Origin of the sequence: Streptomyces sp. NPDC048751, from assembly GCF_043198595.1 — a bacterium.
Classification (GTDB): Bacteria; Actinomycetota; Actinomycetes; order Streptomycetales; family Streptomycetaceae; genus Streptomyces.
On sequence record NZ_JBICUX010000002.1, the window covers coordinates 601780 to 627002 of the forward strand.

The 25223-nt window shown below is 70.8% G+C and carries 25 protein-coding genes; 13 read left to right on the forward strand and 12 right to left on the reverse strand.

The features are described 5' to 3' along the window. The first annotated feature begins 166 nt into the window (after positions 1-166). The 4 genes from ACGFNV_RS09685 (at position 167) to ACGFNV_RS09700 (ending at position 4917) form a co-directional block, all read left to right on the forward strand. On the forward strand, positions 167-1144 hold the full coding sequence (locus ACGFNV_RS09685; protein ID WP_393620869.1) for a glycosyltransferase family 2 protein: 978 nt from the start codon (positions 167-169) through the stop codon (positions 1142-1144). Next, positions 1141-2475 carry an alpha-2,8-polysialyltransferase family protein gene (locus ACGFNV_RS09690; RefSeq protein ID WP_393620871.1) on the forward strand — a complete coding sequence of 445 codons (1335 nt, stop codon included), beginning with the start codon at positions 1141-1143 and terminating at the stop codon, positions 2473-2475. Before ACGFNV_RS09685 ends, ACGFNV_RS09690 begins: the two co-directional genes overlap by 4 nt. Positions 2476-2677: 202 nt before the next feature. Continuing rightward, the gene (locus ACGFNV_RS09695; RefSeq protein ID WP_393620873.1) at positions 2678-3871 is read left to right on the forward strand and encodes an acyltransferase family protein; all 1194 of its coding nucleotides are present in this window, start codon (positions 2678-2680) and stop codon (positions 3869-3871) included. 110 nt (positions 3872-3981) lie between these two features. After that, on the forward strand, positions 3982-4917 hold the full coding sequence (locus tag ACGFNV_RS09700) for a class I SAM-dependent methyltransferase (RefSeq protein WP_393620875.1): 936 nt from the start codon (positions 3982-3984) through the stop codon (positions 4915-4917). A gap of 11 nt (positions 4918-4928) precedes the next feature. Here ACGFNV_RS09700 and ACGFNV_RS09705 read toward each other — a convergent pair whose 3' ends face one another. After that, entirely contained in the window at positions 4929-5579 is a 651-nt protein-coding gene (locus tag ACGFNV_RS09705) for a TetR/AcrR family transcriptional regulator (RefSeq protein ID WP_393620877.1), read from the reverse strand. A gap of 71 nt (positions 5580-5650) precedes the next feature. Here ACGFNV_RS09705 and ACGFNV_RS09710 point away from each other — a divergent pair, with 71 nt between their 5' ends. After that, on the forward strand, positions 5651-7042 hold the full coding sequence (locus ACGFNV_RS09710) for an FAD-dependent oxidoreductase (RefSeq protein ID WP_393620879.1): 1392 nt from the start codon (positions 5651-5653) through the stop codon (positions 7040-7042). A gap of 23 nt (positions 7043-7065) precedes the next feature. On the opposite strand, the gene ACGFNV_RS09715 is transcribed toward ACGFNV_RS09710, so the two are convergent. Together ACGFNV_RS09715 and ACGFNV_RS09720 are read right to left on the reverse strand one after the other, a co-directional pair. Next, complete coding sequence (locus ACGFNV_RS09715; protein WP_393620881.1) at positions 7066-7647, reverse strand: Uma2 family endonuclease; 582 nt, start codon at positions 7645-7647, stop codon at positions 7066-7068. A 93-nt stretch (positions 7648-7740) separates the two neighbouring features. After that, complete coding sequence (locus ACGFNV_RS09720; RefSeq protein WP_393620883.1) at positions 7741-9321, reverse strand: methylmalonyl-CoA mutase; 1581 nt, start codon at positions 9319-9321, stop codon at positions 7741-7743. A 277-nt stretch (positions 9322-9598) separates the two neighbouring features. Between ACGFNV_RS09720 and ACGFNV_RS09725 the strand changes: the two genes are divergently transcribed. Further along, positions 9599-10459, forward strand: coding sequence for a L,D-transpeptidase family protein (locus ACGFNV_RS09725; RefSeq protein WP_393620885.1), 861 nt, complete (start codon positions 9599-9601; stop codon positions 10457-10459). A 199-nt stretch (positions 10460-10658) separates the two neighbouring features. Here ACGFNV_RS09725 and ACGFNV_RS09730 read toward each other — a convergent pair whose 3' ends face one another. From ACGFNV_RS09730 to ACGFNV_RS09740, 3 genes are all read right to left on the reverse strand, one after another. Further along, positions 10659-11888 carry a hypothetical protein gene (locus tag ACGFNV_RS09730; RefSeq protein ID WP_393620887.1) on the reverse strand — a complete coding sequence of 410 codons (1230 nt, stop codon included), beginning with the start codon at positions 11886-11888 and terminating at the stop codon, positions 10659-10661. After that, complete coding sequence (locus ACGFNV_RS09735) at positions 11888-12550, reverse strand: RNA polymerase sigma factor (RefSeq protein WP_393620889.1); 663 nt, start codon at positions 12548-12550, stop codon at positions 11888-11890. The genes ACGFNV_RS09730 and ACGFNV_RS09735 overlap by 1 nt, the downstream gene beginning before the upstream one ends. Before the next feature lie 349 nt (positions 12551-12899). Continuing rightward, the gene (locus tag ACGFNV_RS09740) at positions 12900-14063 is read right to left on the reverse strand and encodes an epoxide hydrolase (RefSeq protein WP_393620891.1); all 1164 of its coding nucleotides are present in this window, start codon (positions 14061-14063) and stop codon (positions 12900-12902) included. Positions 14064-14166: 103 nt separating this feature from the next. Between ACGFNV_RS09740 and ACGFNV_RS09745 the strand changes: the two genes are divergently transcribed. After that, on the forward strand, positions 14167-14745 hold the full coding sequence (locus tag ACGFNV_RS09745) for a CGNR zinc finger domain-containing protein (RefSeq protein WP_393620893.1): 579 nt from the start codon (positions 14167-14169) through the stop codon (positions 14743-14745). 19 nt (positions 14746-14764) lie between these two features. Here ACGFNV_RS09745 and ACGFNV_RS09750 read toward each other — a convergent pair whose 3' ends face one another. From ACGFNV_RS09750 to ACGFNV_RS09765, 4 genes are all read right to left on the reverse strand, one after another. Then, the gene (locus ACGFNV_RS09750; protein WP_393620895.1) at positions 14765-15634 is read right to left on the reverse strand and encodes a hypothetical protein; all 870 of its coding nucleotides are present in this window, start codon (positions 15632-15634) and stop codon (positions 14765-14767) included. Positions 15635-15811: 177 nt separating this feature from the next. Continuing rightward, positions 15812-16429: an RNA polymerase sigma factor gene (locus ACGFNV_RS09755; RefSeq protein WP_393620897.1), complete on the reverse strand. Its 618-nt coding sequence runs from the start codon at positions 16427-16429 to the stop codon at positions 15812-15814. Between the two features lie 190 nt (positions 16430-16619). After that, positions 16620-17066 carry a hypothetical protein gene (locus ACGFNV_RS09760; protein ID WP_393620899.1) on the reverse strand — a complete coding sequence of 149 codons (447 nt, stop codon included), beginning with the start codon at positions 17064-17066 and terminating at the stop codon, positions 16620-16622. A gap of 138 nt (positions 17067-17204) precedes the next feature. Next, positions 17205-17624: a hypothetical protein gene (locus ACGFNV_RS09765; protein WP_393620901.1), complete on the reverse strand. Its 420-nt coding sequence runs from the start codon at positions 17622-17624 to the stop codon at positions 17205-17207. Between the two features lie 186 nt (positions 17625-17810). On the opposite strand from ACGFNV_RS09765, the gene ACGFNV_RS09770 reads away from it, so the two are divergent. Then, positions 17811-18299 carry a DUF1877 family protein gene (locus ACGFNV_RS09770; RefSeq protein ID WP_393620903.1) on the forward strand — a complete coding sequence of 163 codons (489 nt, stop codon included), beginning with the start codon at positions 17811-17813 and terminating at the stop codon, positions 18297-18299. 215 nt (positions 18300-18514) lie between these two features. On the opposite strand, the gene ACGFNV_RS09775 is transcribed toward ACGFNV_RS09770, so the two are convergent. Together ACGFNV_RS09775 and ACGFNV_RS09780 are read right to left on the reverse strand one after the other, a co-directional pair. Then, positions 18515-19069 carry a hypothetical protein gene (locus ACGFNV_RS09775; protein ID WP_393620905.1) on the reverse strand — a complete coding sequence of 185 codons (555 nt, stop codon included), beginning with the start codon at positions 19067-19069 and terminating at the stop codon, positions 18515-18517. A gap of 112 nt (positions 19070-19181) precedes the next feature. Then, the gene (locus ACGFNV_RS09780; protein WP_393621484.1) at positions 19182-20786 is read right to left on the reverse strand and encodes a glycoside hydrolase family 20 protein; all 1605 of its coding nucleotides are present in this window, start codon (positions 20784-20786) and stop codon (positions 19182-19184) included. A 208-nt stretch (positions 20787-20994) separates the two neighbouring features. Here ACGFNV_RS09780 and ACGFNV_RS09785 point away from each other — a divergent pair, with 208 nt between their 5' ends. The 5 genes from ACGFNV_RS09785 (at position 20995) to ACGFNV_RS09805 (ending at position 25222) form a co-directional block, all read left to right on the forward strand. Further along, complete coding sequence (locus tag ACGFNV_RS09785) at positions 20995-21549, forward strand: 2-oxo-4-hydroxy-4-carboxy-5-ureidoimidazoline decarboxylase (RefSeq protein WP_393620907.1); 555 nt, start codon at positions 20995-20997, stop codon at positions 21547-21549. 251 nt (positions 21550-21800) lie between these two features. Further along, positions 21801-22181, forward strand: coding sequence for a succinate dehydrogenase, cytochrome b556 subunit (sdhC, locus tag ACGFNV_RS09790; RefSeq protein WP_310765524.1), 381 nt, complete (start codon positions 21801-21803; stop codon positions 22179-22181). 5 nt (positions 22182-22186) lie between these two features. Next, entirely contained in the window at positions 22187-22669 is a 483-nt protein-coding gene (locus tag ACGFNV_RS09795; protein ID WP_393620909.1) for a succinate dehydrogenase hydrophobic membrane anchor subunit, read from the forward strand. Positions 22670-22688: 19 nt separating this feature from the next. Next, positions 22689-24443: a succinate dehydrogenase flavoprotein subunit gene (gene sdhA, locus ACGFNV_RS09800; protein WP_393620911.1), complete on the forward strand. Its 1755-nt coding sequence runs from the start codon at positions 22689-22691 to the stop codon at positions 24441-24443. Continuing rightward, positions 24443-25222, forward strand: a complete 780-nt coding sequence (locus ACGFNV_RS09805; RefSeq protein ID WP_393620913.1) for a succinate dehydrogenase iron-sulfur subunit — start codon at positions 24443-24445, stop codon at positions 25220-25222. Before sdhA ends, ACGFNV_RS09805 begins: the two co-directional genes overlap by 1 nt. Position 25223 lies beyond the last annotated feature (1 nt).

Genomic DNA, 25223 nt, shown 5'->3' on the forward strand with positions numbered 1-25223 from the left:
CGCCCAACCCGAATGCAACAAACGGTTAACAGCACATCGACGAAAGGCGAATCAGGTCGTCAACGGCCCGCAAAAAGACCTGGTTCACCGCTTCGCCACATGCCGTTCACCTGGCATCAAGTCGACGGTAAAGACGAATGCCGGGCCTGCGCCTAACGTCAACCTCGTGGTCAAGCTCTCCGTCATCGTGCCGTTCTACAACGTGCAGCAATACGCGCCCGACACCCTGAAGAGCCTGCGTGCGAACGCGCGTGAGGACTTCGAATTCATCCTCGTCGACGACTGCTCGCGCGACGAGACGCCGGACATTCTCGCGCGCGCGGAGCGCGAGCTGCCAGGCGCGGTGCTCGTCCGACACGCGAAGAACGGAGGGCTGGCCACCGCGCGCAACACCGGGATCGACAAGGCGCGGGGCGAGTACCTGACGTTCCTCGACGGGGACGACTGGCTCGCGCCCGGCTACTACCCCCGACTGGTCTCCGCGATAGAGGAGTTGGGCTGCGACTTCCTGCGCACCGATCATGTGCAGTGCACCGCTCGCGCCCGCTCGATCCACCGGGTGCCGCACGGCCGGCGCAACGTGGTGATGAACCCGCGGGACGCGATCCTGCCCGCCGACCGCTCCACCTCCGTCGACTACGCGTACGCGTGGGCGGGTGTCTACCACCGCCGGCTGGTCGACAAGGGGGTGCTGCACTTCACCGACGGGCTGCGGACCGCGGAGGACCGGCCGTGGATCTGGAAGCTGCACCGGGAGGCGGAATCCTTCGCCACGGTGGGGCTGCTGGGCGTCTACTACCGGCGCGGCGTCGCCTCGTCGCTCACCCAGATCGGTGATGTGCGACAACTCGATTTCATTCGCGCGTTCGACCAGGTCATCGCGGAAACCGCGCAGGACCGCGAGGCGGAGAAACTCCTGCCGAAGGCCGTTCGCACGTATTGCGCGATCATTTCCCATCATCTGGGATCCATCGAAAGGTTCGAGCCCGCGGTGGCGAGAAAACTCAAGTCCATGAGCGCCGTGGCCCTGCGCCGCATGCCGCAGGACGTCCTGGACGAGGCGCTGGACTCCATGGACCTGCAGCGCGCGACCCGTCTGCGCCGGCTGCGCCGTCGCCCGGCCGGCACGGGGGTCGCCGCGTGACCACGCAGATCTTCATGGCGTCGACGCTGTACGGCACCGCCACGCTCGCCGCCGCCCTCGACTCCGACTGCTTCCGCCCCGCCGACCGGCGGATCCTGCTCGTCTGCAACAACGCAGCGACCCCGGAGGTCTCCGCGGCCCTGGACGAGATGCCGGGCTTCGAGCAGCTGCGTACCCGTTTCGACGACGTGGTGTCGTGGAACGAGGCCATCTCCCCCTTCCACCCCGGTGGTTGGTCGCCGCGTCTGGACGACGTCCCGCTGTGGGAGCGGCACCTCCGGCTGCTGTGGGGGCTGGGCGAGGACGACGTGGAGCTGGCCGTCGAGTCGATCCAGGTCAATCCCGCGCTCGGGTTCACCCAGATCTTCACCGGCGCGCCCGTCACCGTCTACGCCGACGGCCTGATGAGCTACGGGCCCACCCGCAACAAGATCGACCCGCTGGTCGGCACCCGCATCGACCGCGTGCTCCACCTGGACCTGGTGCCGGGCCTGACGCCGCTGCTGCTGACGGAGTTCGGTGTCCCGCCGGAGATCGTGCCCACGGACGCCTTCGTGAAGGTCCTCGCCGAGCTCGTCGACACGGGCGACGAGCTGCCCTCCATCGACGAACCGGCCCTGCTGCTCGGCCAGTACCTCTCCGCGCTCGGCATCCTCACCGCCGAGGAGGAGGAGGACCTGCACGTACGGATGCTGAAGGGCGCCGTCGCGCTCGGCCACACGCGTGTGGTGTTCAAGCCGCACCCCTCGGCGCCGGCCCGCTGGTCGCGCGCGCTGGAGCAGGAGGCGGAGAAGCTGGGCGCCGAGCTGACGGTGCTCGACACCCCGGTCCTGGCCGAGGTGCTCTACCAGCGGATGCGTCCCGCGCTGGTCGTCGGGTGCTTCTCCACCGCCCTGCTGACCGCCTCCGCGCTGTTCAACCTGCCCGTCGCCCGCGTCGGCACCGTCACGCTGCTGGAGCGGCTGACGCCGTACGAGAACAGCAACCGGGTGCCGGTGACGATCGTGGACGCGCTGCTGCCGGAGCTGACGGACCGCGAGGCGGTCGCCGAGCAGCGCCGGAGCGTGGACGTGGACGGCCTGAACGAGCTGGTGCGGGCGGTCGGCTTCGCGATGCAGCCGAAGATCTACCCGAGCCTGCGGGCGGCCGCCGAAACGTATCTGGCACGGCATCTGAACCCGCACACCTGGCGGTACTTCAAGCGCCGCCGCCTCACCTCCCTCGGGCTGCCCGGCGCCGTCCCGGCCCAGCTCGCCTTCATCCCGCGCAACGCGACCGTGCGCCGGGTGGCACGGCGGGCCCGGTCGCTGCGGCGGGCCGTGGGGCGCTGAGGCCGGTCGGACTCCGGAGGTCGGCCGGGCCCTGGCCTTGGGGTCGGTCGGGCCCTGGAGAGCGACCGGCGTCGGACCGGGAGGCGAAGCCCGGGTGAACACGCGTGGACAGCCGGGCGAAGCCTTGCGTCGTCAACCAAAGTCGACGTTTGAATCGAATTAGTGTGCTGTGATCCGGCTGAGTTCCAGCGAGGGGAATCTTGTGATCGACACGCCCGGGGACACCCGCGTGACGTCCACGGGCAACGTGGTCCGCGCCGTCCTTCCGCCCGCCACGGCCACGCCCGCGGCGAGCACGCCGAGCCCGCCGCAGTCCGTGACGCCCGGCAAGCCCCGGGAGAGCAGGCTGCGCGCGCTGGACGGGCTGCGTCTGGTGGCGGCGCTGATGGTGGCCGCGTACCACTACGGCGGGCGGGACGGCGAGATAGCGCACGCGTGGGGCACGTCGCCGAAGCACCAGTTCCCCACACTGCACGGGTACTTCGCCTATGGCTGCCTGGGCGTGCAGGTCTTCTTCGTGATCAGCGGCTTCGTCATATGCATGAGCGGCTGGGGGCGCCCCCTGCGCTCCTTCTTCGCCTCCCGCGCCGCCCGGCTGCTGCCCGCGTACTGGGCGGCGATCATCCTCGTCACGGCGGTGTTCGCGCTGCCGGTGGTGACGTACAAGGCGGTGTCGCCGAGCGACGCGCTGGTGAACCTGACGATGCTGCAGATGCCGCTGGGCGTCGACCGGGTGCTCGGTGTGTGCTGGACGCTGTGGGCGGAGGTCCGCTTCTACGCGCTGTTCGCGCTGTGCGTGGTGCTGCCCGGCGCCAACCGCCGGCGCGTGATCATGTTCTGCGCCTGCTGGACCCTGGCGGCCGCCATCGCGGAGAACGCGAAGATGCCGCTGCTCGACATCGTCCTGATGCCCGAGTACGCGCCGTTCTTCATCGGCGGGGTCGGCCTGTACCTGGTGCACCGCAACCGGCGCGACCCCTACGCCTGGGGCATCGTCGTGGTGAGCTGGCTGATCGGCCAGCACTACGCGGTGGACCGGCTGTGGCACGCGCCGAACCCGGAGTTCTTCTCGTACCGCACCTCCGTCGGGATCATGCTGGTGGTGACGCTGGGCTTCCTGGCCGTCACGGCGATCGCCCTCGGCTGGCTGCACTGGGCCAACTGGCGCTGGCTGACCGTCGCGGGCGCGCTGACGTACCCCTTCTACCTGGTGCACGAGCACCTGGGCTGGGTCGTCGTCGAGGTCCTGCACCGCAAGCTGGGCATCCCGTCGTACGCCACGTTGGCACTGACCGTCGTTTCGATGCTGGTGCTGGCGTGGCTCCTGAACAAACTGGTGGAGGACCGTTTCACCCCGAGGATCCGCAAGGCGCTCTCGCGCCCGCCGGTCCGGTAAGTCGCACGAAAGCTGGAGTTGGCCCGGAATTCATCCGCGGCGAGGAGTGAAATCCGCCGTTCGGGCAGGCGCCAGGCAGTTCACGGCCGAACCAGGGAGTGCTCTTTCTCATGACCGCGACATCAGGCTCGATCCGACCGCCCCACACGCTCGACGACGTCAAGGGCTGGTTCCCCGTCCTCGACCAGGTGCTCTTCGACTGGTTCCTCGACCGGCAGGAGAAGGCCGGGCTGCGGGGTGACCTGCTGGAGGTCGGGGTGTACATGGGCAAGAGCGCGATCTTCACCGGGCGCCATCTGCGCGAGGGCGAGCGCTACACCGTGTGCGACCTCTTCGAGGGCGACGCGCCGGACGACGCCAACCGGGCCGAGTCCGCGAAGTCGTACTCCACCCTCACCCGACGGGCCTTCGAGGAGAACTACCTCGCCTTCCACGACGAGCTGCCGCGCGTCCTGCACGGCCCCAGCTCGGTGGTGCCGGAGGAGGTGGAGCCGCACTCCTGCCGGTGGGTCCACGTGGACGCCTCGCACCTGTACGAGCACGTGGAGGGCGACATCACGGCCGCCCGGGAGGCGCTGCTGCCCGGCGGCATGGTCGTCCTGGACGACTTCCGCTCCGAGCACACGCCCGGCGTCTCGATAGCCGTCTGGGAGGCCGTGCTCAACCGGGGACTGCGCCCGATCTGCCTCAGCACCCAGAAGCTCTACGCCACCTGGGAGGACCCGGGGCCGGTGCAGGAGGAGCTGCTGGAGATGGTGCGGTCCCGCACGGACTGTCACCTCAGCGTGCAGGAGGCGGCCGGGAACCGCATCATCCGCCTCAAGTCCAAGGGCATGAAGGCCCCGGCGTTCCCGCCGTCCCGGCACCACGTCGAGGAGCCCGTCGTCGCCCCGGCTCCCGCGGAGCCCCGGGCGGCCACGCCCGCCAAGCCCGCCACCCCGGCCTCCCGTCGCTACGCCCGTCGGATCGCCAAGGACCTGCTGCCGCCCGTCGTCACGCGGGCGCTGCGCAACGCCAAGCGCCGGAGCCGCCCGACTCCGCGCTGAGGTCTGCTCCTTCAGGTGATCCCGTACCGGGCCTCGATTCCCGCCACCACCAGCGCGAGGCCCTCCTCGAAATGCCGGTCGTAGTCCTCGAAGATCTCCGCGCCCGCGGCCGCCGACAGCGGGAAGTCGGCCATCGTGCGGGCGCGCTCCTCGACGTCGTAGCCCTCACGGCGTTCGTCGGGCAGGGGCCGCACGCCCTGCTCCTCGGTGACGAAGCCGAGGGTGTAGAGATACGCGGTCGTCGTGGCCCGGACCGCCTGGGCGAGGGTGAGGCCCGCAGCCGTGAACTGGCGCAGCGTCTCCTCCATCTGGTCGGCGTGCTCGATGCCGGTGAAGCGTGAGCCGCTGAAGACCTTCGCGCCGTCGCGGTAGCCGAGCAGCGCGGTGCGCAGGCCGCGGTTTGACTTGAGCAGCCGCTCCCGCCAGGTGTCGTCCGGGTCGAGGGCGGTGCCGGCGACCATCCGGCGGTACATCTCGGTCGCCATCTCGTCGAGCAGTGCCTGCTTGTCCTTGAAGTGCCAGTACAGGGCGGGCGCCTTGACGTCCAGCTCCTTGGCGATGGCACGCAGGGTCAGGCCCTCGAGACCGACCTCGTTCAGGAGTTTCAGGGCGGTGTCCGCGACCCGGGTGCGATCGAGGGGCGCGCGTCGTTCCGTAACCACGCTTGACAGCTTAACAGCGTTAAGGGCACGCTCATACCCAGCGGCACTTAACAACGTTAAGGAGACAGATCATGGACGTACTGATCGTCGGCGCGGGCCCGACCGGCCTGGCACTCGGCATCGACCTGGCGCGCAGGGGCGTGGACGCGCTCGTGCTGGAACGGGCCGACGCGCTCTTCCCCGGGTCGCGCGGCAAGGGCGTCCAGCCGCGCACGATGGAGGTCTTCGACGACCTCGGGGTCCTCGACGCGATCCTCGCGGCCGGCGGTGACTATCCCGTCCAGGTGATCTGGCAGGACGGCGAGCGGGTCGGCGAGCACCACATGTTCGACCCGGCCGAGGCGAGCGAGGACTCGCCGTACACCGCGCCGTGGATGGTGCCGCAGTGGCGCACGCAGGAGATCCTCCACAAGCGGCTGACGGAGCTCGGTGGGCGGGTCGCCTTCGGGCGCGACGTCGTCTCCCTCGCCCAGGACGAGGAGGGCGTGACCCTGCGCCTCGCCTCCGGTGAGGCACTGCGCGCCCGGTACGTCGTCGCCGCGGACGGCGGCCGCTCGGCGGTGCGGCGCGCGCTCGGCATCGGGATGACCGGCGAGACCGTCGACCCGAGCCCGATGCTGGTGGCGGACGTGCGGATCAGCGGCCTGGACCGCGGCAACTGGCATGTCTTCCCGCCGCGCGGGGAGGGCGACGGCTTCCTCGCGATCTGCCCGCTCGCGGGCACGGAGGACTTCCAGGTCGTCGCGCAGTTCCCGGAGGGCACCGACGTCGACTGCTCCCTCGACGGCATCCGCAAGGTCGTCGCCGCCCGCTCCCATCTCGCCCCCGAGGACGTGACCGAGGTGCGCTGGGCCTCGGACTTCCGCCCCCGCGCGGCCCTCGCCGACCGCTTCCGCTCCGGCCGGGTGTTCCTCGCCGGCGACGCGGCGCACGTCCACTCCCCCGCCGGCGGGCAGGGCCTGAACACCAGCGTCCAGGACGCCTACAACCTGGGCTGGAAGCTGGGCGCGGTCCTGCGGGACGGGGCGGACCCGGCCCTGCTGGACTCGTACGAGGAGGAGCGGCGGGCCGTCGCGGCCCAGATGCTGGGCCTGTCCACCCGCGTCCACCGCGGCGAGGTCCGCCGCGGCGAGGCGACCCGTCAACTAGGGCTGGGCTACCGGGAGTCGTCCCTCACGACGGAGACCCGCACGACTCCGGGCCCGCTGCGTGCCGGTGACCGCGCCCCCGACGCGACGGTCGACGGCGTACGCCTCTTCGACGCGTTCAGAGGGCCGCACTGGACTCTGCTGGCGCTGGGCGTCGAGGCCCCGGACGTGGTCACGGCGGTACGTCTGGTGCAGGGCCCCCCATACGAGGCGTACGGCACCGGTCTGTTCCTGATCCGCCCGGACGGTTACGTGGGCTGGGCGGGCGAAACGTCCAGGGGGCTGGCGGAGTACACCCGGCGCGTCGGCCTCTAGGAGCAACGCACCCACCGGGCCGGTCAGTCGTCGCCGTCGAGGAGGGTGTCGACGGAGAGGTCGAGGGTGACACGGACGGATTCGGGGACGGGGACGGTCTGGCCTCGCTTGTAGCGGAGCGGGTCGGGGTACTTGCCGTCGGCCGGGTCGGTGTAGAGGAGGACCTCGTCGTGTTTGCGGTCGGCGATGAGGTAGGCGGGGAGGCCGGCCGCTGCGTAGCACTCGACCTTCGGGCCGAGGTCGTCGGACCAGTTCGAGGACGTCACTTCCACGACCATGCGGAAGACGTTCGGTGCGTAGTAGTTCTTCGTGACGTGGGCGTCGCGGAAGTCCAGGTCGACGATGGAGAAGTCAGGAATCGCGAAGTCCTCGGGCAACGTGGGCAGCCAGAGACCGACGCCCTGAACGTACTCATACCCCGCCTCAACAAGCCCCGCGCGGTCGAAAGCCCTGCCCAGTTTCGTCAGCGCAAGCGCATGCGAGCCATCCGGCGGCGGTGTCACAATGAGCCTCCCCTGGAGAATCTCCACGCGGTGGCCAGGCAGTGCACGGGCGAGCTGGTCGGCAGCCTCAGCCAGGGTCAGCTCCTGCTGCAGTACGGCCATGGCGTCCTCCTATTCGGGGCCCACTCTGCAACGAGCGTAACCGGGGCCGAGCGGATTCAGCCCGTGATCACCCAAACGGCGCAACCGCCCAGCTCAGAACGCATCCGACGGCACGTAGGTCCCCCAGACCTCCCGCAGCGCGTTGCACACCTCGCCCACGGTCGCCCGCGCCTTGAGGGCGTCCTTCATCGGGTACAGCACGTTGTCCTCGCCCTCGGCGGCCTTCTTCAGGGACGCCAGGGCCGAGTCCACCGCCGCCTGGTCGCGTTCGGCGCGCAACTTCGCCAGCCGCTCCGCCTGCTGAGCCTCGATCGCCGGGTCGACGCGCAGGGGCTCGTACGGCTCCTCCAGGTCGAGCTGGAAGCGGTTGACGCCCACGACCACCCGCTCGCCGGAGTCCGTCTCCTGGGCGATGCGGTACGCGCTGCGCTCGATCTCGCTCTTCTGGAAGCCGTGCTCGATCGCGGAGACCGCGCCGCCGAGGTCCTCCACCTTGGTCATCAGCTCCAGCGTCGCCGCCTCGACCTCGTCGGTCATCTTCTCGATGACGTAGGAACCCGCGAAGGGGTCGACGGTCGCCGTCACGTCCGTCTCGTAGGCGAGGACCTGCTGGGTACGCAGGGCCAGGCGGGCGCTCTTGTCGGTGGGGAGGGCGATCGCCTCGTCGAAGGAGTTGGTGTGCAGGGACTGGGTGCCGCCGAGGACCGCCGCGAGGCCCTGGACGGCGACGCGCACCAGGTTCACCTCCGGCTGCTGGGCCGTCAGCTGCACGCCCGCCGTCTGCGTGTGGAAGCGCAGCATCCAGGACTTCGGGTTCTTCGCCCCGAACTCCTCCTTCATGACCCGGGCCCAGATCCGGCGGGCGGCGCGGAACTTGGCGACCTCCTCCAGGATGGTCGTACGGGCGACGAAGAAGAACGACAGGCGGGGGGCGAAGTCGTCGACGTCCATGCCCGCGGCCACGGCCGTGCGCACGTACTCGATGCCGTCGGCGAGGGTGAACGCGATCTCCTGCGCGGGGGACGCGCCCGCCTCCGCCATGTGGTAGCCGGAGATCGAGATCGTGTTCCACTTCGGGATCTCGGCCCTGCAGTACTTGAAGATGTCGGCGATCAGGCGCAGGGACGGCTTCGGCGGGAAGATGTACGTCCCACGCGCGATGTACTCCTTCAGCACGTCGTTCTGGATCGTGCCCGTGAGCTTGTCGGCGCTGACGCCCTGCTCCTCGGCGACCAGTTGGTACAGGAGCAGCAGCAGGGCGGCCGGCGCGTTGATCGTCATCGACGTGGAGACCTTGTCCAGCGGGATCCCGCCGAACAGCACCCGCATGTCGTCGAGCGAGTCGATGGCCACGCCGACCTTGCCGACCTCTCCCGAGGCGATCGGGGCGTCGGAGTCGTGGCCCATCTGGGTGGGCAGGTCGAAGGCGACCGAGAGGCCCATCGTGCCGTTGGCGATGAGCTGCTTGTAGCGGGCGTTGGACTCGGTCGCGGTGCCGAAGCCGGCGTACTGGCGCATCGTCCAGGGCCGGCCGGTGTACATCGACGGGTACACGCCACGGGTGTAGGGGTACGACCCCGGATCGCCCAGTTTCTCGGCGGGGTCCCAGCCCGCCAGGGCGTCGGGCCCGTAGACCGGTTCGATGGGCAGTCCGGACTCCGACTCGCGCGCCATTGGTGTGATGCCTCCCGCTGAGCAGTTCTTCGCAGTTACCTGCTGGTACAGACCGACCCTTCGACGGACTGTAGCGGCGGGCGTGCACCCCGTGGAGGGGAGCACGCTGGGAGCTTCCTCACAGCCTCGCTGGGACCTGTCTCACAGCCTGCGCCGCGGTCCCGGACACCGCAATGCCGTCCCGTTCGCCACCCGTCTTCCGGGGGAAACATGTCACGGGGGACTCGTGCGCGGGTCAACGGTGAGTCGATGGGGGGCAGTGGTGCGTACTACGGGCATGGGGAGATCGATCGCGGCACTCGCGGGCGTGGCGGCCCTGGTGGCGGTGTGCGGCTGCAAGGTCGAGGGCGACGGGGCTCAGGACCGGTCGCGGTCGCCGGTGCACGTCGAGGTGCCGAGCCCCACGCCGACGGTTCCGTCGACGCGGACACCGACGCCCAAGTCCTCCCCCGCGGAGGACGACGACGAGCCGAGCGCCGCGCCGCCCGTCTCGACGGCGCCGCCCGCGCGGGTGCTGTGGTCCCGCGGCGACACCGGGCGGGACATCCGCGAACTCCAGGCACGGCTGCGGCAGGTCGCGTGGCTCTTCGAGGGGCCGACCGGGACGTACGGTCCCGCCACCGAGAAGGCCGTCAGGGGCTTCCAGGGCAAGCGGGGGCTGCCGCAGACGGGCAAGACGGACACCGTCACCTGGCAGCGGCTGGTGGGGATGACGCACGAACCGGGGCGGTGGGAGCTGTATCTGACCGGCGGTCAGTCGGCCGCGGCACCGGACCCGCGCTGCATGACGGGCCGTGCGCTGTGCATCAACAAGACGACGCGGACACTGCGCTGGATGGTCGACGGGCGAACGGTGTCGACGATGGCGGTCCGCTTCGGTTCCCAGTACACGCCGACCCGGGAAGGTGTCTTCCACGTCTACTGGAAGTCCCGGAACCATGTGTCCACGCTCTACGACTCCCCCATGCCGTACGCCATGTTCTTCAGCGGCGGCCAGGCCGTGCACTACTCGGCGGACTTCGCGGCCCGGGGCTACGCCGGTGCGTCGCACGGGTGCGTGAACGTACGGGACGAGGCGGCGATCTCGGCGCTGTTCGCCCAGGTGAGGAACGGCGACAAGGTCGTCGTCTACTGGTGAGCGCGAGGAAGGGTTTGGGGCGCGGACGGGACCGGGGGAACGTGTCCCGCCCGCGCCAGGTGCACGAGCCGCGGGTACGGGGGGAACCCCGGCTCTGTGCGAGGGCCGATGACCAGTCGGCTCACTGAGTACTGCGCACCACCCCTCAAAAACGTCACACCCCGCGCGAAAAAATTTTGGCGGGGTGTGATGTCGCAGGTCAGGAGGGGGTGAGCGGGTTTATGGGGTGGGGCGCTACGGCCGTGACGTGCGGGGGTTCCAGGGCGCGGAGGAGGGTGGGGGTCAGGGCGCCGCCGTGGTGGTGGCCGGTGCCGGTGCCGGAATGGTCGCCCGAGCCGGTGCCCTGGTGGTGGCCGCGGCCGTGGCCGCCGCCGTGGCCGCCTGCGTGGGGCTTTCCGGCCTTGCCGCCCCGGCCGCCTCTGTGACCCCGGGCGTCGTCGCCGCCCGGGTTCTCGTCGCCTCCCCTGCCGCCGCTGCCGCCCTTGCCACCGTGACCCCGGCCCTGGCCCTGCCCCTGGCCCTGACCTTGGCCGTTGTCGTTGCGGCCCCTGTCCTTCTCGTCGCCCTTGTTCTTGCCCTTGTTCTTGCCCTCGTTCCCGGTGTTGCGGCCGGCCGCGTCACCGGCGAGGACTTCCTGGCAGTACCCGGGGACTCGGGACGAGCCGCCGGCCGCCTCCTCCAGCGTGCGCCGGCGGGTCGCGTCCAGTTCCCGGCCGTCGCGCAGGTCGCGGCACGCGGAGGGGGCCCCGCTCCAGCCGGTGTCGGGAGCACTCGGGTCGCCGGAGTCCTCGTCCTGTGTGCCGCCGGGCGTCTCCCTCGGCGAAGCGCTGCCGGAGGAGCCGTCGGGTGTGGTCGGTGCGGCCTCGCCGCCCGGTGCGAGTTCCGGCGAGGGGGACAGCAGCGGATGTTCGTCGGGGGTCCCGGGGGCCGACACGGAGGCGCCGGGTGCGGGTTCGGAGCCGCCGAAGGGCTTCGGCAGAACGCCCACCCCGACGGCCGCCGCGACCCCGCCGACCATCCCGGCGGCGAGTACGGCGGACAACCCGAGCCGCACCGACCGCCCCCACCGGGGCCGCCGCTCACCCTGCGAGGCCCGGCCGCCGCCCCGACCGCCGATCCGGACGACCCCGGCGTCGAGCTCCCTGACCTCACCGGTCTCCGGGAACGCCTCCGCCGCCCTCTCGTCCCGCGCCTTGCGGAACGCGGCCAGCGCCGCGGCCTCCCCCGGTGGCTCGGCGTCGGCCGGGAGAGGTGGCGCGGAGAGTGCGGCGAGGGCCTGGGCGAGGCGTTGTGCCTGGTCACGGGCTTCGGGGGCGACAGCGTTGTCCAAGGGCTCCCCGCGCAGCAGACGCTCCGCCGTGTCGCGGTTCAGCCACCGGCCGGGGGTCCGGGGGTTGTTGCCCGGAGAGACACAGCGCTCGTCGGCCATCACATGCCCTTCTGCGTCCGCGCGCTCGCCGGCGTCACACCCGCGGGCGTCACCGCACGTCCGCGCGACTCCCGCTGCGAGGGCAGTGCGTCGAGTGCGTCGGCCGATTCGGGATCTCCGCCGAGCAACTCGGCGAGCTTCTTCAGCCCCCGGTGCGCCGCCGTGCGGACGGCCCCGGGCCGCTTGCCCAGCGTCTCCGCGGCGGTCTTCGCGTCCAGACCCACGACCACACGCAGGACGACCGCCTCGGCCTGGTCCTGCGGCAGCCGGGCGATGAGGGAGAGGGTGTGGTCGGTGGCCAGGGACTCCATCGCCTCGCCCGCCGTGTCGGACTCGGCCGCCTTCCCGGTCAGCTCGGTCTCGTCACCGCCGATCGCCGGCCGCCGCCCCCGCATACGGATGTGATCCAGCGCGCGGTTACGGGCGATACGGGCGGCCCAGCCCCGGAACCGGTCCGCGTCACCGCTGAACCGCGCGAGGTCACGGGCGATCTGCAGCCAGGCCTCGGAGGCGACGTCCTCGGCGTCGAGGTCGCCGACGAGCGTCCGGACGTACCCGAGCAGCCGTGGATGAACCGTGCGGTACACAGCCCGGAACGCGGTCTCGTCCCCGTTCTGTGCCGCAAGCACCGCGGCTGTCAGCTCCGCGTCGTCCCCCAGCACCGCGCGCCCCTCTTGCGCCCAATCCGGCCGCTGTCGCGGACCGGGTTCTCGCCGTCGTGATTCCTTCGATGGTCGCGGCCTGCGGGACCGCGGTGGTCGCGTTGGTCTCCGGCCTCCACGGTCCGGCGCGAAAGGCACGTTACGGCGTGAAACCCCCGCGCGTCCATGTCCGTAGAGCATGCAACTAACTCGTGACTCATGAGGTGTGACACAAACCGCACGCTCGGCGCTGTACTGAGTACGGGCCGCCGCGCGCGCCCGTGCCGTGTGACGGCCGGGGCCTCTCCTGTGGGGGGTGGCGGCCCCGGTCGTCTCCGCGGTTTCCGTTCCTGCTCGGACCCGGCCGCGTTCACCGGTCGGCGGCCAGCACGGCCGCGAGGCCTTCCTGCAGATCCTTGACGAAATACTCGGGAACCTCCAGCGACGGGAAATGTCCCCCGGTTTCGGGCGACCTCCATCGGACGATCCGCCGGAACCGCTCCTGTGCCCATACGCGCGGGCACTTCTCGATGTCGCGGGGATACACACTGATCGCCGACGGGACGTCGACCCGAAGTTCGGGGTCGAGCGAGTTGTGGCTTTCGTAGTAGATGCGGGCCGCCGACGCTCCGGTCCGCGTCAGCCAGTACAGGGTGACGTCGTCAAGAATCCTGTCCCGGGAAATCGCCTCGAACGGGCTGTCCTCGGTATCCGTCCACTCGGCGAACTTGTCGAGGATCCAGGCGAGAAGCCCGACGGGTGAGTCGACAAGCGAGTAGCCGATGGTCTGCGGTCGGGTCGCCTGCTGCTTCGCGTACGCCGCGCGGTGGCGCCAGAAATCGCGGGTTTCCTCGGCCCATTCGCGCTCGGCCGCCGTCAGCCCGTCCGTTGCCGACCCGGGCGGTGCCTGCGGGGTCGTTGTGTGGATGCCGAGAACGTGCGCCGGGAACCTGCCGCCCAGGACCGTGGTGATCACACCTCCCCAGTCGCCGCCATGGGCTACGAACCTGCTGTAGCCGAGCCTTCCCATCAGTTCCACCCATGCGGCAGCGATCTTTTCGATTCCCCACCCGGTGGTGGTCGGCTTGTCGCTGTGGCCGAAGCCCGGCAACGACGGGATCACGACGTGGAACGCCGGTGTGTCCGCATCCTTCGGATCTGCCAGCTCGTCCACTACGTCGATGAACTCGGCGATGCTGCCCGGCCAGCCGTGCGTCAGGATCAGAGGAGTGGCGTCCGCGCGCGGGGATCGGCGGTGCAGGAAGTGGATTCCCAGGCCGTCGATGGTCGTGCGGAACTGGCCGATCCGGTCGAGGCGCGCTTCGAACGACCGCCAGTCGTACCCGGTGCGCCAGTAGTCCACGACATCGACGAGGTCGGCCAGAGGAACGCCCTGTTCCCACCGGCGCGGACCGGGCGCGGCGCGATGGACCGTCTCGGCCTCCGGCAGCCGCGCCGCGGCCAATCGCGCGCGCAGATCGTCGAGGTCGGCGTCAGTCGCGTGGGCTGCGAATGCTTGCACGTCGCTGGGCATGAGGCCTCCTGGTCATGGGGGAACCGGCCCGGGCCAGTCGCGAACCGGCTTAGACGGTTCTAGCGCGACTCGACGCCGACATGCAACCGGCTAAGGTGGTTCCATGCAGGCTCGGTTCCCTGACTTCCGCCTCGGCAAGGTGCTGGCGACCAGCTTCACGGCGACGCTGACGGAGCGTCGCGGCGACGCTGTGGAACGCATTCCCACGCCGCAGCGGCTCGTCGACTGGCTGGCGGTGAACGGCCTCGCCGTGGAGTCCTGCACCACCGCCCAGCACGAACTCGCTCGGGAACTCAGGGAATCAATTCACGCCGCCTTGACAGCGGCCGCGATCCAGGACCCTCTCCCTGCGTCTGCCGTCCAGGTCATCAATGACTGCAGCATTCGGGGTCGCGCCGCGGCTGTCCTGACGCCCGAGAGCAACCGACAATGGCGACTCAGCTCGGCTTCCTGCGTAGAGGACGCCCTCAGCGTTATCGCCGCCGACTCGATCAGCATCATCGCAGGCGAACGAGACGGAAAACTGGCCTTGTGCGCATCGCCGACCTGCCGAGCCGCCTTCTTCGACACCAGCCAGAGCCGTACCCGCAAATGGTGCGAAATGAACACGTGCGGGAATCGCGAGAAGAAGGCGCGCTTCAACGCCAACAAGCGAAAAAACCCCGGACAAGAAAGCAATTGAGGGCAGGCCGGGATGGACGCTACCGGCCCTGCTCCTTGCTCTGAGCCTTGGACGCGGTCCCCTGGTCCTTGGACTGCTCGGCCTTTTCCCCGCCGCCGTTGCCGGCACCCTGACCGCCGCCGCCACCGTCACCGGCGTTCTGGCCGCCGCCGCTCCGCGCGCCCTGGCCGTTGCCGTTCCCGGAGTCCTGGCCGTTGCCGTTCCCGGCTCCCTGGCCGTTGCCGTCCGTCTTCCCGCTCTTGCCCGGCTTGGGCGCGGCCGACTTGCCCGCCAGTTGCCCGGCGCAGTACGCGGCGACCTTCTCCTCGCCGCCCGCGGCCTCGATCAGCCGCTGCCAGGCGGTCGACTCCAGCGCCTTGCCCCGGCCGCCGACCTGCTCGTACGCCCGGCAGTGGGCCTCGGTGTCCTGGGCGGTGACCGGGTGGTCCGGTCGGCCGGAGCCCACGGGCGACGACGTGGCGGTGGGCCGCCCGCCGGACCCGCCCGGGGTGTCGGCCGTCTGCTCGGCGCGGCCCCTGCCGTCACCGGCGCCGTGGTCCGAGGAGCCGCCCGTGCCGATCGCCGCGAACGCCACACCGCCCAGGGTGAGGCTCGCGACCAGCACGGACAGCGTGGCCTTCACCGACCGCGCCCCGCCCCGCTGCTCACGCGGCCGCCAGTCGTCCCGGCGCCGCGTACGCGCCCGGTGCTCCCCGGAGTCGCGGGCGGCGCGGAACGCGGCCACGGCACGCTGCTCGGCCTCGGTGTCGACACCGTTCCCGCGCATGGCGGCGGCGAGCAGTGCCTCCACCCCGGCCGCGTCGTCCACCCGTCCCGAGCCGGGCCCGGCGTCGCCAGGGTGCACCCGCCGACGGCCGGGAAGCCCGCCGCCGTTCAGCCGTTCACCCATGTCCGTTTCCGTCCCTGTGTCCCTGTACTCCTGTGCTCCTGGGTCCCTGTCCGTCCCACCGGCCGCATCGGCGCGAACCGAACCGCTCGGAGCCTGCCGCTGCCGCTGCCACCGAGCCCGACCCGGACCCGATCGATCCGGATCCCACTGATCCATACGGTCTGCCGCCGTCACCGTTCATTTCGACTCCCCCAGCGTCCGGGGGACGTCATCCGTCACACTCTCCGCGCCCAACTGGAGGGCGAGGCGCTTCAGGCCCCGGTGCGCGGCGGTGCGGACCGCGCCGGGGCGCTTGCCGAGCACGCGGGCCGCGGACGGGCCGTCCAGGCCCACCACGACCCGCAGCAGCACGGCCTCGGCCTGGTCCCGCGGCAGCCCGCGGACCAGGTCCAGGGCGCGCTCGGTGGACAGGGACTCCAGGGCCTGTTCGTGGGTGCTGTGCGGGCCCGGCATCTCCACCAGGTCGGACTCCAGTGCCGACGCCCGCGGCCGTACCCGCTGGCGGCGCAGGTGGTCGAGGGCGCGGTGCCGGGCGATGGTCGCCGTCCAGCCGCGGAAACCGGCGCCGTCGCCCTTGAACCGCCCCAGGTCCCGGGCTATCTCCAGCCAGGCGTCGGACGCGACGTCCTCGGCGTCGTCCCCGACGAGACCGCGCAGATAGCCCAGCAGCCCGGGCTGCACGATCCGGTACGCGACGGCGAACGCCGACTCGTCGCCGTCCTGGGCTCGCGCGACCGCCGCGCCCAGTTCCCCGTCGTACGCCTGCGCGCGCCGGGGCTGCCCTCCCTGGCCCAAGGCTGTCCTCGTTCGTGCGGTGGTCGGAGCGGGGGCGTGGCGAGTCGCCGGTCGTGCGACACGTTCCGGCCGTGTCCACGTCCCCACGCTCAACAGCGTCGCGCCCGTCCGAAGTGTCACAGCACGCCCGGCCACCGCACCGCCTCGTCCGCGCCCCACGCCGCCCGCGCAGCCGCGGCGCCCCGATGCCTCACTCGACCACTCGCTGGGCCGGCGGTCGCCGGAGACGCCCGTGCAGGGTGAGGTAGAAGGTCTGGAGGGAGTCCTCGGGTACGCCCGATTCGAAGCGGTTGAGGACCCGGCCGAGGGGGTTCCAGACCCGGCCGTCGGGCATCCGGACGCCGACCGGCCGGTCGAAGTAGGCGCGCTGGTCGTCGTCGAAGTCCACCCAGGCCGCGCCCGCCCGGCGGACGAGCACCTCACCGACGTACGCCCCGAGGCCGAGGAGCGTCTCGCGTGCGCCCTCGCGGTCGGCGCCGCCCTTGCGCAGCCCGTCGATCAGGAAGTCGACCACGCGCAGGCTGGCCACGGAGTAGTCGAGGGGGAGCCTGCTGCGGGCGGTGACCCGGGTGACGAACTCCGTCGCGTGCCGGCGCATCTCTCTCGCGCACGTCACCCGCACGTCCACCTCGTCCATGCCGGTCCCACCCCTCCACTCGGCACGGGGGCCGGTACGGCGCCCCTCGCTGCCTAAGCGGATGCGGTCCCGCAAACATCACGTGTCACGGAGGTGTCGATCGCCACACGGGTGGTACGAGCTGTGGGGCCCGCGGTGTCAGCCCCGCTCACCGCTCGTCGCGTCCCGGCACAGGAGCCGCAGCGAGCCGTGGCCGCCGAAGCAGCGGCGGGCCTCGTCGACGGGGTCCCACAGGCGACCGTCCGGCGTACGGACCCAGTGGTCGCCACCGGTCGCCCACCACTCGGCACCGGTCTCGCGGACGATCACCTCACCGGCGTACGCGCCGAAGCCGCGCAGCACGTTGTCGAGGGCGGCGGCGGGCGTCCCCTCGTGCCGCAGCTGTTCGATCATCCGGTCGACGCGCCACAGGCTCTGCGCCGAGTAGTCCAGGCGTACCCGCGCGCCCTCGCGCATGGTCGCCACCGCGTCCGCCGCCCATCGCACCGGCTTCGTCGCCGCGTGGGGCCGGTTCGGCTGCGGGGCCCTCTCGCTCATCGTCCTCGTCGTCGCGCTCATCCCAGTGGTCATACAACGAAAAGCGAGGTCAGGTCGGCCCGTGTCACGGGAATCGGGCCGTTGTCCGAGACCGCCGCAGGATTGCCCCACGTCCGTCGCACGACCGACACAGGACCCTTGCCACGCAGGGGGTTTGGCCCCGGAGTGACGCTTCGGCGCCTTCGCGCGCTCCTTTCACCCATGGGCATGTACTTCCATCTCCGGTCCGTACCGCCGCCGGCGCTCCGCAACAGCGCGCCCTGGCTGCGGAGGCTCTTCGAGGACGACTGGGACACCGTGCGCGAGCGCCTCGAACGGCACCGTGAGGAGGTGCTGGACAAGGGCTACCTCGACCACGAGCTCCTCTACGCCGGCGCTCCCCCGCACCACGCCCCCGCCGGACCCCGCTCCCACGTCGTCCTGGGCGGCCGCCCGGTGCTCCACCCCGACCGCCACCTGCCGCCCTTCCTCATGCTGACCGCCGCCCAGGTGGCCCGCGCGGCCGCGTTCCTGACCACCACCGACTTCGAGGACCTCTGGCAGGCCGCACGCCCCACCCTCGTCCCCCGCTACGGCGGCCCCACCACCGAGCCCCAGACCCACGGCCTCTTCAAGGGCGCCCACCACGACCTGACCGCGTTCTACGCCGAGACGGCGCGCTCCGGGGACGCGGTGGTGAAGTGGCTGATGACCTGAGGGGCCCTCTCAACCCGACCATCCCCGGCCGGCCGCCCCAGGCCGCCTCGACCCTGGCCGCCTCGGCCCCGGCCGTCTCGCCCCCCCCGACCGCCTCGCGCCGCCCGCGACTCCGGGGAGCACCGGGCGCGTACGCGGCGCCCCCGGCCGTCTCGCCCCCCGGCCGTCTCGCCCCCCGACCGTCTCGCCCCCCGACCGCCTCGCCCTCGGCCGCCTCACCCCCGCCCCCGTGCCCTCCGCGACACCACCGCGCGCAGGACCCGGCGGCCCTCCGTCGACACCTCGAGGGCCCGGCGGAGGCCGGCCGGGCCGTGGCCGGCGAGTACTTCGAGGACGGTGATCTGGCGGCGCAGTTCGGCGGCGACGAGTGGGGGCACGCCCTCGGTGCGGCCCTCGCGGCAGGCGCCGAGCGGAGAGGCGGCCTTGGCCGGGTCGAGGAGGCGGTGGATCTGGAGGGAGGCGACGGAGCAGGCGTCGGCCCACATCCGCACCTGCTCGGCGGACCGGACGTCGGGCGCCGCCGCGAGCATGCGGCCGGCGAGCAGCGCGGCCTCGTCGGCGGTGCCCTCCACGGGGTCCAGCTTGCCGCGCGCCTGCTCGAGGAGCTCACCCCAGGCGGCCGCGTCGGATCCGTCCGCGAGGCTCCCCCACAGGGGCCGCAGCACCTCGTCGTCCCCGCCCAGCAGGGGCACGCACCGATCGAGACAAGCCAACCCGCTCGCGGCCAGCCCACGGTCGTCGGCCTGAGCGATGAGATCCACCAGGCTCATCCACGCCTCCCTCACCGGGGCGCCATCGGTTGCGGAGCCCGCACTTCCCCTTACTGCGCGCGACGGCCCCTCAGCGTCACAGTACGTTTCCGGCCAACGAATCACTCATCGCTCAGCCCAGTTCGTTCGCCAGCGCCCGGAACTGCGTCCACGACAGCGGCGGCTTCCCGGAGTCCCACAGCTTCTGCACGGTGGCCCGCAACGGCATCCGTATCCCCGCCGCGACCTGGTCCTGCGTCTGCGCGTTCGGCAGGTCGCCCCAGACGGAGAAGGACCCGCCGAGTATCTGGTCGTCGTACCGGGCCGCCACGGCGACGTTCCCGCGCAGCACGCGGGGCGTCCACTGCTCGTAGATCCGCTGCCCCGTCGGATAGACGAAGGTCTGGGGCTCGCCGAGGACGTAGTACAGGTACTCGTCGTTGTAGTTGATCACCTGTCGGCCCGCGTCGAGGTACTCCACGGGCGGCCGGGCCCCGATCTCCTTGCCCGTCCAGTACGCGACCTTCAGGTCCTTCGCGGGCTGCACGGAGGTCGCGCGGAAGAAGCCGTCGTTCCAGGCCCGTATCGAGCGGTCGTGGGCGCGGGCGGTGTCGGCGCGGTCGTTGAGCCAGCCGGTGGTGAGGTCGGCGACGGTGGCGCCGGCACCGTACTTGTCCCGCGCGGTGGCCGCGAGCTGCGGGAAGGAGGCCTCCGGGTTCGACACGACGAGCGCCTGGTACTCATCGCCGCCGAGGTGCCACTGGCCGCCGGGGAAGAGCCCGGCAAACTCGTTGATCAGGTCGTCGACGATGTCGGCGGACGCGCTCTTGGAGATGTCGATCGCACCCTGCACCGCGCGCCCCTGCACGTTGCGCAGCTGCAGATCGGGGTGGGCGGCGAGGACCGCGCCCAGATGGCCCGGCGAGTCGATCTCCGGCACGACGGTGATGTGCCGGGCCGCCGCCAGCGCGACGATCTTCTTCACCTGCGCCTTCGTCAGGTGCTGCTGCGACACGATCTCCGGGTGCGTGTCGGACTGGATCCGGAACCCCTGGTCGTCGGAGAAGTGCAGGCCGAGCTGGTTGTACTTCAGGTCGCCCAGCTCCCGGATCCGGTCCTCGATCCAGCCGGCCGTGTAGGGCTTGCGCGCGATGTCCAGCGTGAACGCCCGCTGCGGCTTGGCCGGCTGGTCGCGTACGACGCCCTCCGGCGCCGTACCGCCGCCGTGCACCTCCTGCTTCAGCGTGCGGGTGCCGTAGAAGACCCCGGTGTCGTCCGGCCCGCTGATGGTCACCCGCCCGCCGCGCACGGTCATGGCGTAGGACTCCGGGTTCGCGCCCTTGTCCTCGTTCAGCGCCAGCCGTACGTCCCCGGCCTTCACGTCGTCCTTCTCGCCCGCGTACTTCATCCCCAGCTCACCGGCGATGAGCCGCCCCTCGTCGGCGAGGTCCTTGTCGTTCACGACCACCCGGTGAGCACTCGCCGGCTTCCACCCCGGCCCGCGTGCCGGGGTGTGGTCGCTGACGGCGGGTATGGTCCGGGGCGCCTTCGAGAGCGGGTACGTACGCGTGGGGCTCGGCGTCGGACTGGGCGCCGCCTCGGGCGGTGCGGCGGCCGAGGGATCCCGCGAGGCCTCGGAGGGCCGCGGCGCCGCCGAGCCCGCCGGCACGCCCTCGTCGCCCGACGCCCACACGCCGAGCCCCACACCGAAGACGACGGCCGCGGCCCCGATGACCAGCGCCCTCCGCTGTACCTTCTTCTCCGGCGCCCGGCGACGCCTGTGGCGGCTCACCATGCCAACCTATGACCGAGTCGACCGGAGTGTGTCCACCGCACGTTCTGAAACTCTTCCGTTCGGGTGAAATTCGCGTATCCGTCGGACACGACGTGACCACTCTCGATAGCCTTACGACACACCTTTCACAGCATCCCCTGCCTAAACACACGTGACGCGAGGACCCACGCTGCCTGCGCACCTTCCCGGCCGAGTAGCCATACCCGCGCTACCCGAGCAGAGCCGCTGCACACCACCCCCGGCCCTGCTGGACGCGTTCAACTCCGCGCCCGAGGCCGAGGCCCGGCACACCCTCCTCGCCTGCTTCCGCAGCCCCTCCTGGGCTCACCGCCTCACCACCCACCGCCCCTACCCGGACGTCGACGCCCTCCTGGCCGCGTCCGACGAGGCGGCCTACGACCTGACCTGGGGCGACCTGACCGAGGCACTGACAGCGGAGACGCTGCCCCCCTTGCCGGACGACGCGTACGGAGCCGCCCACATGGCCCTGAACGCGGCACAGGCGGCGTACGAGTCCCGCTTCGGACACTCGTTCGTCATCTGCCTGCACGACCTCCCCCCGGACGAGGCCCTGGACCACGTCCTCGCGGCCATCCGGTCACGTTTGGCGAACGATCCGGAGGAGGAGCGGGTGGTAGCAGCGGAGGAACTCCGGCGCCTTGCAAGAGGACGTCTACTGGACATCCTCAGGGGCGCGAGGCTGTGACATCTGCGGCTCCGCCGCGGGGCGCGACCAGCCACAACGAACCCGCACCTGGCACATAACAGCACAGCCCACCCCAGAAGCCACCCAGCCTCACCCATCCGCATGCCACTTTGATCACACAGGTAGGCCCGGCTTAAGCGCCGCAGGCACACGTCGCTACGATGCTGGGGGCCGGTGGACCGTACCCGGCCGGGCCCGACCGACAGCACAAGCCGGCGCGGCCCCGATACCCCGCTCCCGGAGGGACTTCCGTGCCGGCTGGAACGCTGTACCGCGGCCGGGAAGGAATGTGGTCCTGGGTGGCTCACCGAGTCACCGGCGTCCTCATCTTCTTCTTCCTGTTCGTACACGTGCTGGACACCGCTCTCGTGCGTGTCTCCCCCGAGGACTACGACAAGGTCGTAGCCACGTACAAGACGCCGATCGTGGCCGTGCTGGAGTACGGCCTCGTCGCCGCCATCCTCTTCCACGCGCTCAACGGCCTGCGCGTCATCGCCGTCGACTTCTGGTCGAAGGGCCCGCGCTACCAGAAGCAGATGCTCTGGACCGTCGTAGGCGTCTGGGTCGTGCTGATGCTCGGGGCGATCTACCCCGTCCTCGGCCACGCCGCTCGTGAACTGTTCGGGAGCTGACACAGATGGCCACCACTGAAACCAGCGCGTCCGGGATCGGCCCCGTCGAGGGCGGGACCGGCTACTCCGTCGACAACCCGGCGCCCTTCATCGAGGCCCCGCGCAAGCGGACCAGGAAGACGCCGAAGTCGACCCGGGGCAACTTCGAGCTGGCCGCCTGGCTGTTCATGCGCCTGTCCGGCGTCGTGCTCGTCGTCCTGGTCATCGGCCACCTGCTGATCCAGCTCGTCCTGGACGGCGGCGTCTCCAAGATCGGCTTCGCCTTCGTGGCGGGTCGCTGGGCGAGTCCCTTCTGGCAGGTCTGGGACCTCCTCATGCTGTGGCTCGCGATGCTGCACGGCGCCAACGGCCTGCGCACGGTCATCAACGACTACGCGGAGCGCGCGAACACCCGGCTGTGGCTGAAGGGCCTGCTCTACACCGCCACGGTGTTCACCATCCTGCTGGGCACGCTGGTGATCTTCACCTTCGACCCGAACATCCGCTAGGCACGGGGTTGCGAGAATCATGAAGATCCACAAGTACGACACCGTCATCGTCGGCGCCGGTGGCGCGGGCATGCGCGCGGCCATCGAGTCCACGAAGCGCAGCCGCACCGCGGTCCTGACCAAGCTGTACCCCACCCGCTCCCACACGGGCGCCGCGCAGGGCGGCATGGCCGCCGCGCTGGCGAACGTGGAGGAGGACAACTGGGAGTGGCACACCTTCGACACGGTCAAGGGTGGTGACTACCTGGTCGACCAGGACGCCGCCGAGATCCTGGCGAAGGAGGCCATCGACTCGGTCCTCGACCTGGAGAAGATGGGCCTGCCGTTCAACCGCACCCCGAACGGCACGATCGACCAGCGCCGCTTCGGCGGTCACAGCCGTAACCACGGCGAGGCCCCGGTCCGTCGCTCCTGCTACGCGGCCGACCGCACCGGCCACATGATCCTCCAGACGCTGTACCAGAACTGCGTGAAGGAGGGCGTGGAGTTCTTCAACGAGTTCTACGTCCTCGACCAGCTGATCACCGAGGTCGACGGCGTCAAGAAGTCGGCGGGCGTCGTCGCCTACGAACTGGCGACGGGCGAGATCCACGTCTTCCAGGCGAAGGCGGTCATCTACGCGTCCGGCGGCTGCGGCAAGTTCTTCAAGGTGACGTCCAACGCGCACACGCTGACGGGCGACGGCCAGGCGGCGGTCTACCGCCGGGGCCTGCCGCTGGAGGACATGGAGTTCTTCCAGTTCCACCCGACCGGCATCTGGCGCATGGGCATCCTGCTGACGGAGGGCGCCCGCGGTGAGGGCGGCATCCTCCGCAACAAGGACGGCGAGCGCTTCATGGAGAAGTACGCGCCGGTCATGAAGGACCTCGCGTCCCGAGACGTCGTCTCGCGCTCCATCTACACGGAGATCCGCGAGGGCCGCGGCTGCGGCCCCGAGGGCGACCACGTCTACCTGGACCTCACCCACCTCCCGCCGGAGCAGCTGGACGCGAAGCTCCCGGACATCACCGAGTTCGCCCGCACCTACCTGGGCATCGAGCCGTACACGGACCCGATCCCGATCCAGCCCACCGCGCACTACGCCATGGGCGGCATCCCGACGAACGTCGAGGGTGAGGTCCTGGCCGACAACACCACGGTCGTCCCCGGCCTGTACGCGGCCGGCGAGGTCGCCTGCGTCTCGGTCCACGGCGCCAACCGCCTCGGCACGAACTCGCTCCTGGACATCAACGTGTTCGGCAAGCGGGCCGGCATCGCGGCGGCGGAGTACTCGCAGAAGGCGGACTTCGTCGAGCTGCCGGAGAACCCGGCCGAGCTGGTCGTCTCCCAGATCGAGCGGCTGCGCGACGCGACGGGCACCGAGCGGGTGGCGGAACTGCGGCGCGAGCTGCAGGAGACCATGGACGCGAACGTCATGGTGTTCCGCACCGAGCAGACGATCAAGACGGCGGTCGAGAAGATCGCGGAGCTGCGCGAGCGCTACAGGAACGTCTCGATCCAGGACAAGGGCAAGCGGTTCAACACCGACCTGCTGGAGGCCGTCGAGCTCGGCAACCTCCTCGACCTGGCCGAGGTCATGGCCGTGTCGGCGCTGGCCCGCAAGGAGTCCCGCGGCGGTCACTACCGCGAGGACTACCCCAACCGCGACGACGTCAACTTCATGCGCCACACCATGGCGTACCGCGAGGTGGGCGACGACGGCACCGAGACCGTCCGCCTGGACTACAAGCCGGTCGTCCAGACCCGCTACCAGCCGATGGAGCGTAAGTACTGATGGCAACCCCGACTCTGGACAAGGCGGACGCGGCCGGCACGCCCGAGCCCGGCTTCGCCGACTCGCCCTACATCACCGTCACCTTCCGGGTACGCCGCTTCAACTCGGAGGTCTCGGGGGAGGCGACCTGGGAAGACTTCCAGCTGGAGATCGACCCCAAGGAGCGCGTCCTCGACGGCCTCCACAAGATCAAGTGGGACATCGACGGCACGCTGACGTTCCGCCGCTCCTGCGCGCACGGCATCTGCGGCTCCGACGCCATGCGGATCAACGGCAAGAACCGCCTCGCGTGCAAGACGCTGATCAAGGACATCAACCCCGAGAAGCCGATCACGGTCGAGCCCATCAAGGGCCTCACGGTCCTGAAGGACCTGGTCGTGGACATGGAGCCGTTCTTCCAGGCGTACCGCGACGTCATGCCCTTCCTCATCACGAAGGACACGAACGAGCCGACGCGCGAGCGTCTCCAGACGGCCGAGGACCGCGAGCGCTTCGACGACACGACGAAGTGCATCCTCTGCGCCGCCTGCACGTCGTCCTGCCCGGTCTTCTGGAACGACGGCCAGTACTTCGGCCCGGCGGCCATCGTGAACGCCCACCGCTTCATCTTCGACAGCCGTGACGAAGCGGGCGAGCAGCGCCTCGAAATCCTCAACGACAAGGACGGCGTGTGGCGCTGCCGCACGACGTTCAACTGCACGGACGCCTGCCCGCGCGGTATCGAGGTGACGAAGGCGATCGCCGAGGTGAAGAGGGCGCTGATCACGCGCCGCTTCTGAG